Consider the following 13,786-nt stretch of genomic DNA (forward strand, 5'->3'; position numbering starts at 1 on the left):
CAGTCCAATATTGGGCTGATTTAACCTTATTTCACTATTAAAAAGTCAACTTATTGGTTTATATACCGATTCATTTTTTATATAGATTTATATCGGATTATGAATTAAATAGTTGTTAGTAATAGTGTACATTATGTATACTATTTCATTTGCTTTTTTTTGAGGGGGAAAAACAATGGGACACCGTAAAAGATTAAATATATCGCTTATTTCTATTATTTCAATTGTTACTATTTTCATGTCTTTCAATTTTAAAACAGTCATTGCTGCGGACGCTGATTTGAGTTCTAAAGATCAAGAAACTGTCAATGCTGCTCCAACAGGATTATTAATGAGTAATTACTTCACTATTAAAGATCCTACTAATAACTCTTCTGATAGTTCATTTAGATTCAAGTCAAATTCAGCTTTTATTTCTGATAATAATAAAGTTTTAGTTTTGGCTCATGGAACTAAAACTAATAGTGCTGATAATACTGGAATGTTTGATGGTTCAGTTACAAATGCTACCGGCTCTTATGGCTCAGCCTGGTCTAACATGAGTACAGCTTTTTTTGATGCAAGTAAGCCTCAAACAATTTCTGCCTGGTTAAGTTTCGGTTCAGGTGGTGGTTCCGAGACAATTAATGGTCAAGGATTGGCACTTGTTCTCCAAAACAATCCTAATGGATCGACTCAAATGGGCGCTGGTCAACAAGGACTGGGTGTTTATGGATACGATAAAACTACCAAAAGTTCATTAATTAATTCTAGTGACGTTGCTAAAACGGCTATCCAAAATAGTATTGCACTTGAATTTGACACACAGCATCAAGAAATCATGACTGACTCGCCATATCCGCCAATTAAATATTCTGGTAGGGAAACCCTGTTAACTTCCGAAAACTACTCTATGAACGGTTTTGATACTAAAAATTCTAGCGTTTCTGCACCTAGCGGCTTTCCTGACAAGACATCATTGGGATCTGGGGGGGCTTTTGGACATATTGCTCTAACATATCCAGCTAATCCCAACACTTACTATGCAACCAATACTCAGTATGGACTTACAGGGGTCCCAACTGACACATCTTATCCATTTACAAAAGCATATTCCATGTTCCACATTCATCGTAGAGAAGCTGATTTAGCAGATGACACAGATCCAAATAAAAATCCTATTGTTTGGCATCATCTGACCTTCAAATGGATGCCTTCAGACGATTTAAAAACAGCAACAGTTTCTTATTCATATAATGACAAAGATATCGATGGATCAATCAACACTTCCTCAGATAGAACAGATGAAAACATTACTGTTGATATGGGTCAATTGGGAACAATCACAAAGGGAAGTAAAATTTACTGGGGATTTACAGGAGCAAATAATAATTTAAATAGTGAAGTTGCTAGCAAACTGGTGTCAGTTGAATCAATCCCAGATTTAGTTAACACTTCCGTTAAAACAACCCTTACTGACAAAACTCTTAACAAGGTTATGTATGATGATCCCGACAGTGGTTCAAGTAACGATGGCACCGACCGTAAGGTAGCCGCTGATGACGAATTAGAATTGGACTACAAGCTAACTTACGACAGTGGTCGTGAAGATTGGCAAGATATTGTCGCAAAAATCAAGTTGCCAAAGAATATCAAATATGACACAGCCAATAATAGTATTGGGACAATCAAATATGAGAATGGTGACTCAGAACCTATCCCATCCTCTGCCGTAACAACTGACGGAACAGAACTACAAACAATCAATTACCAATTTCTTCAAAATCTTGGTGACAAATCTGCCAAATCAAAAATAGCCGATATCATCATCAACGGTGTCGCCGTAAATGACACTAAGGCCGACATTGCCGTTGAGAATCAACCAGCTGTTTTCACAGGTTCTAATGATATTTCATCAACCAGTACCCCTGATTTCACAATTATGTATAAAAAAGATTGGAAATTAAATTTAACTAATAAAATGTCTGATCCAATTACATTAATCTATCAACAAGACAATGCCACATTAAATTTGGATACAAATCTTGATTACACTGGTAAAACTAGTCCTAACTTTGCTGCCAACGACAAGATTCATTACCAAATTAGTTTGGAAGGTCATAACTTTACTTATGACGTTACTGTTCCAGCTGATAGTGCAAGTCTAAGCAATGAAATTCCCCTTCGGAAGATCATTGAAGATGCCGGAATAGATTTCTGGTCTCTTTTCCCAAATAATGAAACGCAACAGGTAACGATTACTGCCTCTGACAATGATGGTATTACTTCTAACAGCGCCACTTACAACGTTCAAGTCGAACCTAATCATCTTTTACAAATGAATGCTGATGAATATTTACAATTCCAGACTATTAATTATGTATCTCTGAAGGATTACATTAAACGAGCTAACGACTACGATATTACAGTAACTAGCTATCGTAATCCTTGGAAATTGCAAGTTTCAGCTTCCGAATTAACTAATGGTGATGCTAAATTCAACGGTGTTTTGGTCAACAAGAGTTCCGACAACACTACTGTTTTGACAAACAATCCTGCGGTCATTGCTTCAGATGCCAATTCATACGATAAGGAAACGACAACTTCCATTGCTAATCTCAATAATTGGACAGCTGACACAGGTTTGCTTTTGAAAAACTATGGTCTATCTAGTTCCAAACAATATAGCGGAACTTTAACTTGGACTATCATGGATTATAACGATAGTTTGTAATAACTTTAATCTTTAGCTTTATAACTTAAATGATAAAACCCAGCCACGAAGACTAGTCCACCAACAATGTTTCCCAGAAATACTGGCACAAAGTTTTGGAAGAACAAGCCCCAAGTGCTTCCACCCTCAAAAATAGCGACCGGAATAATGAAACAGTTGGCAATACTATGTTGGAATCCAACTGCCACGAAAATCATAATTGGGAACCAAATACCCAAGATTTTTCCGGCAGCATCTTTGGCACCAAACGATAGCCAAACTGCTAAACCAACTAGCCAATTACAACCAACCCCTGAGACAAAAGCTGACCAAAAACTGGCTCCTGTTTTACCAGCGGCAATGTTGATCACTGCTTGTTGAAATGGTGCAGCATGCGTTAAACCAACCACATGTCCAAAGAAGTAGGCAACAAAAACAGCCCCTATAAAATTGAATAACGTGATGATAAACAAGTTCTTAGCATAATCAAGCCAGTTAGCCTTCTTAGAGAAAATCGAAGTTCCCACGGCCATCATATTACCAGTTGCTAGCTCACCCCCAGCTAAAAGAATGGCAATCAGCCCAATCGGAAAGACTGCCCCTCCAACTAAAGCCTTCACACTTGCCAAATCGTTCGGAATTGAAGCCGTCACGCGGACATAAGCTAAAAAGCCGATGGAAATCATTGCCCCACCAATGAATCCCAAAATCATCTTCGCAATCAAAGTCTTCTTCAGTTTATTGACCCCGGCGGTAATACTCTTTTGCAGAATTTCTTCTGGAGTAAACATATTTTAATCTCCCATATACACCATTTAGTGTAATTAAAATATCATCAATTACCGAACATATCAATTAGATTTAACAAAATCATACGGATAACACGTATCCATAAAAATAACGCAGATTAATTATAATCTGCGTTATTTTTGTTTTAAGATTTTTCACTTGAATCAACCCAAGAAAACATCCCTTTAATCCATTTCCAAGAATTGCTCCAAGATAATGTAGCTAGAATCAAGAATGCTGGTAAATACTGAATCAAATACCGGCTACGGCCACCTTCAAATAGTAGCAAGAAGATGAACCCACCAATAATTGTTAATCGTAACATTTGAATCAACTTCCGATTATCTTTCCAATTGAAAGCAATCGTCGCTAACAAAAAGACCCACCAAACTTGGGCAATATAACGAAAATCTCCTAAATTTGTTCCGTACAAGTAGAAGAAGTTCCGCATTTTACCTGCAAATCCCTTATGCGACGGTTTCGTATTACCTCTAATAAAGTGCCCTTCTTTGATCCAAGCAAAGGTTCCGTCAGTTGTATTGTTCGCATGTTTTTTAAAGAGGAATTTAATGTATCCAACAAAGCCCATTTTTTTCAAACGTTTAATCAACATTTTCTTTGAATAATCTACTTGAGCTTGTTTATTAGGCAACTTTGCCATCATTAACGCATCTTTGGCATTATAACCACCATCACCAGAAGCACCCATACTCATAAAATGAATTGGTGGAATTGCACGAGAAGTATTAACAACAATATATTTTTGATGATCAATAGCATAATTAGTAATGGAATATGTTGGAACCATTCCAATGATAACAATTAAAAGAAAAATAAATTCATTAACTAATTTTTCTTTTGAAAATTTTCCTTTGAAAAGATATAAAAATTCAATCAAAATTATGGCAATAACTCCAACAATAGCTGAAGGTTTCATAAAATATGCTAAAACAATGGACACACCACATAATAAAGCAATCGGAATTTTCCAACCCCAAGCAAATTTTCCATATCTGAGTAAAACATATAGCAGAGTATACAACGAAACTAGTGGTAATACCCACGCATCAGTATACGGGACAATAATCATCGGAAACAGCATTAGCCATAACGCATGAATATACATTGCCAAAGGAATTTTTTTATGATTAATAATCTCTATACAAAGAATATTAAATAAGGCTGAAAGATCAACTAGAAATACCGTTATAAAATCAAACAACAGCCAGGATTTGCTGTGAAAAAAGAGTGCTAATTGATGCATCAACAACATAATCGGCATATTGTTTGGATTCAATGAATAATATCCTCTAGTTTCAGGATCAGTTGTATTGTACAGTGCGTTATGCAAAGCTCCCGGGTCAAATCCAATAGCTGGATGCATATTCCAAACAAAAATAATTTGAACGACAACAGCTAAGCCAAGCGTGATGCTAGCGGTAATCCACTGTCGATCAACGAACCAAAATTTCAATAAATCTGACCATGAGTTATACGTATAAAAAGTCACTAATAAAATAACGGTCAAAATGATGAACATCGTCGTATAAAACGTTGTTCCTGCTCCCGTTATACTATTGTCACCTAAAATCAAATTGGGTGAAGTGATGGCAAAATAAAATGTTAGTAAAAACAAGAAGTAAAACAAATATTTAACTAGTTTACTCCCAAATCTAAAAAACTTTTCTTTCATCCTCATCACCTATTACTTTAAAGTTATGCAATAAAATCTCGTTGGTGATTCACCAATTTCCAAACGTGTCAAAATGGCATTATTTTTCCGCAATAATTCTGTGATAACTTGGAAAAAATACGTCGTCAAGTTTTCCAATGTTGGATTAACATGATCAAATGGTGGTACTTCATTCAAAAACTTACCAGAAATACGTGAGGAAACTTCCTTCAATTCATTTTCAATCTGATTGAACGGCACCATCTGATTATCATTGACGTGAATCTCACAAATAACAGCCCACGTATGCATGTGTTCCTTACCCATGCCACCTTCCCAACGGACAGCGTGACTGGCATTAATATATGATGTTAATTTATAAGTACTGTATGTTTCAAAACCATTTATATTCAATTTCGATTCCTCTCTAAATTCCGAACATCGCCTTTCACAACTTTAACGGCGTTGTTAGACTCATCCTTAAAACTCAACGAATTCCATTGCTCATTGCCAGAAACATTGAGTGAACCAATCAATCTGAACCACGAACAAATAAAGTTGTACATTGGCAACGTTAATGCGACCCAAGAAAGTTTGGCGTAAAATCGTTCTTCATTTTCAAACCGTTTCAACAACATTCTCACGCAGGCATAATTCAGCATTGAAACCATGACGTACAAAAGATAAATAATGACATACGACATCCCTAAAATAACCGGCGAATAGCGCAAAAATAGTAAAACGAAACTGGCAAACAACCAAATCATCTTAGGAAAAATAAACGTATGGTCAATCAACATCCGTCTAACTAAAAAGTTAGTAAAGAAGTTCTTTAGACTGGCATCATTTTTCATATATGACTTAGCGACTTCCAATTCACCACGTTGCCAACGCTGTCTTTGACGATACAATTCATCTAAACCACTAATCGGTTCAATATAAAAAATAGCATCCGTACAAATCAAAACTTTTTTCTTCAAACGATCCCGAATTTGGAATGTCATTTCCGTATCTTCACCCAAAGTTTTCGTATCGTACATAAAAGTTTTCATAATCGTCGACTTGCGAAAGGCCGAGAAGGCTCCTGACATGGTAAACAATTGGTCATTGTATGACTCAATAACTCGACCTGATAGAAATGCTTGAGCATACTCGAAATACTCATTTTTCCGTAATAGTCGTAGTGGGAACTTTTTCGTCCGTTTGACCATATCTTTGCGTGGCAAAATTGTACCTGTTAATGCCGAAATATCTAAATTGTTTTCAAACTTCAACACGACATTCATTAAAGCGTGTTCTTCAAGGGTCCCATCACTATCAATATTAATAATGTAAGTCCCGATTGACTGATAAATTGATGCATTTAAAGCATTAGCTTTACCCTTTTTGGTTTTGATCAACTGCATATTCAAACCAAAATCAGTCTGGGCTCGAGCAAATTCACCAAAGCTGTTATCCGTACTTTGATTATCAGCTAAAATAACTTGAATCAAATTGCTTGGATAGGTTGATTCCTTAATTGATTTAACACAGTTATAAAGCGTATCTTCTGAATTATAAACTGGAACAATTACCGTAATAAAAGGTAATTTCATTGGTACGGGTTCGGCAACCGGATGTCTATTTTTGAACATCAAAATAAACGCTGAGATAAATGCAGGAACTATCTCAACAATGATTGGAATCAAGATCCAGGTTAACCAAAATCCCATTTGCCTGACTGTTAGATACCAAAAATATCTCATGCTCGATTTATTCTTTCTTTAAAAATTTTATATACTCCTTGGGATAGTCGAGAATATGTGAAGACATTGTAATAAAGTGTAATAACCAGTAGATAAAAAACAATTCGGCCCAAAATCGAGTGTGCCAAATAAAAGAGACCGGCGCCTCCGAAATGAACCATGACGATAACCAGCATCAAACGTAAGACGTTAGATAAGTAAATCCAAAGCATTCCTAGCAACAAATAGAAAACTTTTTCCTTCCGTGAATAGGTCGGATAAAAAGTTAACAAACCGACATAAGCCATCGTCTCAATGATGCCGGAACACTCATAATCTATTTGCATCGTAACTGGCGACACATTGTTAACAATATAAACTAGACCATATTTCGGATAAATCTGGCTCATATGGCCCAACTTAGTTAGACCCGCCACTCCATCAATGACTGCATGGGTAAAAAACCATATCCAATATGGTGTACTCATAGCCATTAAAATGAAGAAAAAACCGACACTACCGACGATAAAAGAAAATGCCGTCAGTTTAGCTCTTTTTAGAACTGACAGCATATATATCCAAATGATAATGCCGAATAGCAAAATACTATTCATGCAGCGACTTCCTTAATTCGTTTATCTTGGGCATTTTAACAACTGCTAATAAAGCAATTGCAAAGCCACTAATTGCCAATACAACAGGGCCGGTACTTCCACCCATAACGTGCAAAGTTTGGTCACCTAATGTCTTATTGGTCATTGTTATTTCTTGTGATGTTGTTCCTGTGATACCTAGTTCTGATAATGGCATCTTAAATTCAAGCTCATCAGTATATCCATGTACAACTCTCTTATCAACACTTGTCGGAACTTTATTAACATAGGCTTCAGTCTCTGTAGAAGCCTTATTTACACGACCCTGATTATTAGCATCATCTTCCCAGATTTGAAATCTAACTTTCTGCGGTTTATTTTCTTGGAGATCACCCAAATCAATCATTCTCAAAGAAAATTGTCTATCACCAACTGTCATTTCATACCCTGCCGTTTGCATATCCCTATATCCATTACCGTGTTCCGGAGACATATCCAAATAGAAATAAATATTATTTTGATCAGCTAATAAAGATTCATGTTTAACATTGTAATCATCGGTTCCTGATGTGATGTCAGTAATTGGCTTATCTTTCCAATCATCAAAATTACCATCAATTTTGATACCTGATGTATTATTTGCTGGATTGCTTGTAACAGCAGCCTGAACATTTGTCGTCACGCTAAAAGATGCTAATCCTAATAGAACTAACATTGCTAAAATTATTTTTTTCATGCAATCCCCTCTCTTCAATTCCATTATATCATCATGAAATAGACATAATATGACTAATGTATACACATTTGTCCATTAAAGAGAAGACAGCATAATAATAACAATTTTCAAAAATGGCAATAATTTATAATTATTTTTTATTTATTTGGCAAACTTTTTTCTTAATTTTGGTACTGTGAAGAGACTTAGTACCGCTATCCCAAAACCAACACTTGCTAACACAACTGGTCCCGTGCTGGCACCTTTTGCATGGACAACCTGGGATCCTAGAATTGGCGTTGCCATTGAAATATCCTGATCCGTAAATTGAGTTGCATGTAAATCAGAATATGTCATTTTTGCTTCCATTGCTGAATAACTTTTACCATTTTTTTCATAAGTAGTTATGATGGCTGGAGAATGTACCATATTATATTCACCCATGGTTGAATCTTGTAACATGACTTTTTTACTAGCATTCTTTGGCAAATCCCATGCGTTTTTAATATTGATATCGTGCATTTTACCTCCAACTGTCAACTCATAACTGTTAACTTGCATTGGATAATTATCTTGACCTGATTTTGACATAGTAATGTAGTAATAAATATACTTACCATCAGTTAGCAGCGATTCCTGCTTGACCGGATCACTATTCCAAGGGTTATGAATATCAACCTTAGGTTTATCTTTCCAGTCATCAAAATTTCCATCAATCGTGATGCCAAATTTATTCGTATCATCAGCTTTCACAACTGTAGTCATCCCCGTACTGACAATTCCTAAAGCAATGAGTATTGCGAAAAATATTTTGCGCATCGTATCCTCCTTCTTAACTAAAATATATCTATACCAATTATAGTCTCTATATGACGATTTATTAATATATTTATGTTTAAAGTAACATATTTCCTTAATAAAACAAATGGCTTTTTGTTTGCCGCCTCCGGGAGCACGACGATGGAGTCTGCTGTGAGACTGGTCCGAGCCAAGATCTCGTACCTCGGTTTTGAACTTCGCACAAATCGCGAATTTCAAAACACGTCTTGTGCTGTAAGGACGAAACGTCCTAACACCACTGTCACTGCTGACTCCATCGTCGTACTCCCTCCGGCTAATTTATCTTTTGAATATTTTTTATTCATTCATAAGTCATATTCAAGAAATTTATCGTACAAAAAAATCCCTGGAATTCCAGGGATTTTTTTATTTGATTTTTTTGATAATTCATTAACTGAAAAATTATATTAGCGACGGTTCTGAAACGAGCTACGGTGGGGCGGTTAGCTCCCTATCTTTAATCAATCATCATCAATCGATCTGCGTCTAAGATTTTAAATTTATTATTGGTGATTTTTTCAATCATGCCTTGTTTATCCAAGGATGTTAATTTCCGACTGATTGTTTCGGGCGTCGTCCCCAAATACGTTGCGATATCTTTCTTTTTAAGTGGAAGGGTGAACACATCGTCATCTAAGCCAGCACTTGTTTCCAAAAGATAATTTGCCAACCTACTTTCGACACTTGCTGTAGTGACCTCGGTTGTCTGTTGCTCAAGTTGGCCTACTCGACGTCCCAAGGCATTAACCATATTGACGGCTAGTTCTGGTGTCTCTTGCATCAACTTTTGGAAATCACTTCGGGTTATCTGACAAACGGCGGTGTCCATTAAAGCTTGGGCAAAACTGTTGTGATCTGAGTTTGCGAACAAGGCTGCTTCGCCATCGAAGTCCCCTGTTTGTAAAATCCGGAGCATCTGCTCTTTGCCATTGGCAGACATTTGGAAAACTTTTGCCTGACCATGCGCGACGATAATTAGTGAATCAGCTGCATCGCCCGCGGAAAATAGGTATTCTCCATTTTTATAGTGATGGTGAGTCACCAACGTTGCGATGGTCTTTTTATCAGCCTTTGATAAATTTTCAAAGATCGAAACTAACTCCACACAATCTTCTGCAGTATGGTCATGCGCTAATTTTGCCATTAATTATTGCTCCTTAATCGAAATCTTCATCGTCTTCCTCTTCAAAACCTTCATGAGCACTCTTGCCTAATAAAGCTTGATAGATTCTGATTTGGTGGTTATTGAAACCTAATAGTTGAACTAAAATTTGAGCCATAAATGGACGATCTTCATTTTCAGCTAACTTGATAGCACGTGTCACAAACATATTGTCGGTACTGAAGTCATCAACAACTGTTTGAAGCATTTCCTCGGCACTCAAGTATTTGTTCTTACCATCTTCACTAATCATTGCATAGTCAGAATATTCTTTAACTGTTGAAGGAGGAAGTTCACCCTCGTCCAGTAATTCATCGGCTATCTTATCATACCAAGCGTTGTTCTCGTCAACTGTTTGATTTAAAACTGCTTTGTAATTCTCGGCGTTAGCGCCCTTAATGAACCATTTTAATTGGTGTAATTTAATATTTAATAGGAAATGATTGGAAACAATATGTCCAGTCATTGCACCAGCAGTTGGTTTGTGGTGATCTGCATCAGCTTGTTTTTGTTCAGCTGCAAATTTTTCATCGATTGTTAATTCAGTCATTAGGCAAGCTCCTTAACTTTAACTTTTAATACTTCGTATCCTAAATCAGTAATTACTTGAGCCAAATCATCAGCGGAAGTTTTGCTTTCATCAAAATCAGCTCTAACCTTACCTGCGTTGAAGAGAACCTTAACGTTAGAAACGCCATCTTGATTTTCAACGGCCTTTTGAATCTTAGTCATACATGATGGGCATGTTAATTCACCTAATTGTAAAATTGCTTTTGCCATAATTGATTCCTCCATATTTCTTAATTCTTCGCGGTGAAGTTTCTAATACCCACGAGCTGTAAATGTTTTAAGTATCCTCCACGCTTTATTCATAGAGAATATCGGATGTAAAATTTCATTTATTCTATCAAAATCAACGAATTATTTAGCCGGAAGGAGTGAGAAATTTATGCTGCTGTGCAGGTGGCGTTAGAGCTTTAGCTCTTACACCACGGGACGAGTTTTGAAATTTGCGGTTTGTGCAAAGTTCAAAATCGAGACTGGAGACCTTGGCTCCAGTCGGTCCCCACAGCAGCAATAAATTTCTCACTCCTGGAGGCGGCATTTTTAAAACACTTACAGCTCGCGAGCAATTAGAAAATCACTCGCTCAACTAACTTACAAATACTATCTTACTTAGTTTGCTGTTTTGAGAACTTGATTTGAATCAAGTTTTACAGGTTTATTTTTAATTAATCTCATCGCATTAAAGATAACGACTAAGATACTAATTTCATGGACGAACATTCCACTACCCATATGGATAACTCCAACAATCAAACCTAAGAGTAGTAATGCGACAGTCCCAACAGCGATAAAGATATTTTCTTTCGTATTAGCAACAGTCTTCTTAGCTAGAACATAAGCATGTGCTAAAGCGTCGAAACTTGATTTAACTAAAATAATATCGGCTGTTTCAATCGCAACATCAGTCCCAGTACCCATTCCGATACCAATATCAGCTGTAGCAAGTGATGGACTATCATTAATACCATCACCAACGAAGGCTACGGTACTACCTTGTTCTTGGAACTTCTTAACAAAGGTTACTTTATCTTCAGGAAGCAATTCAGCGTGAACCTCATCAATTGGCAATCTGTCGGCAACACGTTGGGCAGCAACTTTATTATCACCAGTCAACATTACGATTCTCTTCAAACCAGCATCTTTCAAAGCTTGAAGACCTTCACGAGCATCAGATCTAAGTTGGTCATTCACACCAACAACTAATTGTAATTCTTGATTGATTGCCATTAAAACGACGGAATCTCCATCATTCATTCGGCCATCAATTGCTTGTCTTTGTTCAGCAGAAATTTTTACATCGTTGGCTTTCATCAAACGTTCATTACCAACTAAAATCTTAAAGTCATTATTTTGACCAACTAATCCTTGGCCTTTAACAGTATCTAATTCAGGTAGTGCAGGTGTTTCCGTAATATCCTGATCAGTCGCATATTTCACAATTGCTTGGCCTAGTGGATGATCCGAAGTTTTTTCCACAGCGGCTAGTAAAGCGAGGTTCTTTTGCTTGTCACCAAAGTTATCCACATCCGTAACACTCATTTTACCGGTTGTTAATGTACCAGTTTTATCAAGGACTAAAGTATCCACATGTGAAAAACTATTAACGGCATTGCCACCTTTCATCAAAATACCATTTTTTGCACCATTACCAATTCCGGCAACGTTTGAAACAGGAGCACCGATAACCAAAGCACCAGGGCATCCAAGAACTAAAACAGTGATAGCTAATGGGAAATCACGGGTAATTGCCCAAACCAGAATCCCGATAATTAAAACAGCAGGCGTGTAATATGTAGCAAATTTATCAATAAAACGAGCGGCAGGTGATTGACTATCTTGAGCTTCTTCAACAAGTTCGATGATTTTACCAAAAGTTGTATCTTCACCAACGGAAGTTGTTTCAACGGTAATTGTTCCGTTATCAGTTAAGGAACCAGCGAAAACTTTGTCACCGATACTTTTTTTAACAGGTGTTGACTCACCAGTAATTGAAGCTTCATTCATATATCCAGTTCCGTCAATAATCTTGCCATCGACTGGAATTTGGCCACCTGGTTTAACTAAAACATGGTCACCTTCATCCAAATCGTCAACGTCAACAGTCTCAGTTTTACCATCTTCATCAACTAATTCAGCAGTCGTTGGAGCCATCTTAGTCAAACTCTTAACCGAAGAACGAGTCTTTTCCAAAGTCTTTTGTTCCAAATAATTACCGAAGAGAAATAGGAAAGTTACAACAGCGGATTCCTCATATTCCCCGATAATAAAAGCACCGATAACCGCAATCGTTACCAACAATTCAATACTGATAACTTTATTTTGCAATGCAGTAAAGGCGTGTAGAGCTACCGGAATAGCCCCAAGAATACTGGCAAGGATCATAAAGACCGTTGCGGCAGTTTCAATTTTCAAAACGTAACCCGAAAGTAAACTGAGTACAATCAGAATTGCGATTGAAGCAGTGATTTTATTTTGATGTTTCGTAATCCATACGTTTAATTTTGTCATTTTGCTTACCTCTCTTAACTTACAAGACATATTCTAAAGGGATTGGCTTGATAAGAACTTGATGCTAATCAAGTTTCCAAAAAGTTTTGGTTTTTTTATATATGCCGCCACCGGGAGTGAGCCACGAAGCCTGCTGTGGGACCGGTTCGAGCCAAGGTCTCGAACCTCGATTTTAAGCCTTGCAAAAACCGCAAGTCTTAAAATAAGTCCTCATGTAAGGACTAAAGTCCTAACATAACTGTCACTGCTGGCTTCGTTGCTCACTCCCGATGGCTAGTTTATTNCTGTCACTGCTGGCTTCGTTGCTCACTCCCGATGGCTAGTTTATTTTGGGTTGATAATTACTCTAAATAGGCAGTGTATTTTTAGAGATGAGTTCAAAATCAAAATAAAAATCCTTCTATAATTAACCAGATGTTTTTCATCTAATTAACTTATAGAAGGATTATTTCATTTCAAAATAGTCTTCAAGTCTCGGTAATCTAACATTTGAACTAAAAACAACAAATAAACTAGCCGGAAGG

12 protein-coding genes are annotated in these 13,786 nt (G+C 36.8%); 1 reads left to right on the top strand and 11 read right to left on the bottom strand.

Annotated features, from left to right (window positions below; all coding sequences use genetic code 11):
- The first annotated feature begins 175 nt into the window (after nt 1–175).
- Nucleotides 176–2,713, top strand: coding sequence for a hypothetical protein (locus FD31_RS03980; protein WP_057891467.1), 2,538 nt, complete (start codon nt 176–178; stop codon nt 2,711–2,713).
- 5 nt (nt 2,714–2,718) lie between these two features.
- On the opposite strand, the gene FD31_RS03985 is transcribed toward FD31_RS03980, so the two are convergent.
- The 11 genes from FD31_RS03985 to FD31_RS04035 all read right to left on the bottom strand — a co-directional run bounded on the left by FD31_RS03985 (nt 2,719) and on the right by FD31_RS04035 (nt 13,262).
- Nucleotides 2,719–3,483: a formate/nitrite transporter family protein gene (locus FD31_RS03985; RefSeq protein WP_057891468.1), complete on the bottom strand. Its 765-nt coding sequence runs from the start codon at nt 3,481–3,483 to the stop codon at nt 2,719–2,721.
- Between the two features lie 143 nt (nt 3,484–3,626).
- Nucleotides 3,627–5,174 (bottom strand): TIGR03766 family XrtG-associated glycosyltransferase, encoded by a 1,548-nt coding sequence (locus FD31_RS03990; RefSeq protein WP_057891469.1) that lies wholly within the window; start codon nt 5,172–5,174, stop codon nt 3,627–3,629.
- Between the two features lie 12 nt (nt 5,175–5,186).
- Nucleotides 5,187–5,567, bottom strand: coding sequence for a 6-carboxytetrahydropterin synthase (locus FD31_RS03995; RefSeq protein WP_235805324.1), 381 nt, complete (start codon nt 5,565–5,567; stop codon nt 5,187–5,189).
- Complete coding sequence (locus FD31_RS04000) at nt 5,564–6,898, bottom strand: TIGR03111 family XrtG-associated glycosyltransferase (protein ID WP_057891470.1); 1,335 nt, start codon at nt 6,896–6,898, stop codon at nt 5,564–5,566. The genes FD31_RS03995 and FD31_RS04000 overlap by 4 nt, the downstream gene beginning before the upstream one ends.
- A complete protein-coding gene (gene xrtG, locus FD31_RS04005; RefSeq protein ID WP_057891471.1) occupies nt 6,895–7,491 on the bottom strand; it encodes an exosortase family protein XrtG in 597 nt (198 codons plus the stop codon). Before xrtG ends, FD31_RS04000 begins: the two co-directional genes overlap by 4 nt.
- A complete protein-coding gene (locus FD31_RS04010; protein ID WP_057891472.1) occupies nt 7,484–8,206 on the bottom strand; it encodes a Firmicu-CTERM sorting domain-containing protein in 723 nt (240 codons plus the stop codon). Before FD31_RS04010 ends, xrtG begins: the two co-directional genes overlap by 8 nt.
- A 141-nt stretch (nt 8,207–8,347) precedes the next feature.
- Nucleotides 8,348–9,004 carry a Firmicu-CTERM sorting domain-containing protein gene (locus FD31_RS04015; protein ID WP_057891473.1) on the bottom strand — a complete coding sequence of 219 codons (657 nt, stop codon included), beginning with the start codon at nt 9,002–9,004 and terminating at the stop codon, nt 8,348–8,350.
- A gap of 478 nt (nt 9,005–9,482) precedes the next feature.
- On the bottom strand, nt 9,483–10,169 hold the full coding sequence (locus tag FD31_RS04020; RefSeq protein WP_057891474.1) for a Crp/Fnr family transcriptional regulator: 687 nt from the start codon (nt 10,167–10,169) through the stop codon (nt 9,483–9,485).
- A 13-nt stretch (nt 10,170–10,182) separates the two neighbouring features.
- Complete coding sequence (locus FD31_RS04025) at nt 10,183–10,737, bottom strand: ferritin-like domain-containing protein (protein WP_057891475.1); 555 nt, start codon at nt 10,735–10,737, stop codon at nt 10,183–10,185.
- The gene (locus FD31_RS04030) at nt 10,737–10,967 is read right to left on the bottom strand and encodes a heavy-metal-associated domain-containing protein (RefSeq protein ID WP_057891476.1); all 231 of its coding nucleotides are present in this window, start codon (nt 10,965–10,967) and stop codon (nt 10,737–10,739) included. The genes FD31_RS04025 and FD31_RS04030 overlap by 1 nt, the downstream gene beginning before the upstream one ends.
- A 396-nt stretch (nt 10,968–11,363) precedes the next feature.
- Entirely contained in the window at nt 11,364–13,262 is a 1,899-nt protein-coding gene (locus FD31_RS04035) for a heavy metal translocating P-type ATPase (RefSeq protein WP_057891477.1), read from the bottom strand.
- Between the last annotated feature and the right edge of the window lie 524 nt (nt 13,263–13,786).

Source organism: Companilactobacillus nantensis DSM 16982 (assembly GCF_001435815.1).
GTDB lineage: Bacteria > Bacillota > Bacilli > Lactobacillales > Lactobacillaceae > Companilactobacillus > Companilactobacillus nantensis.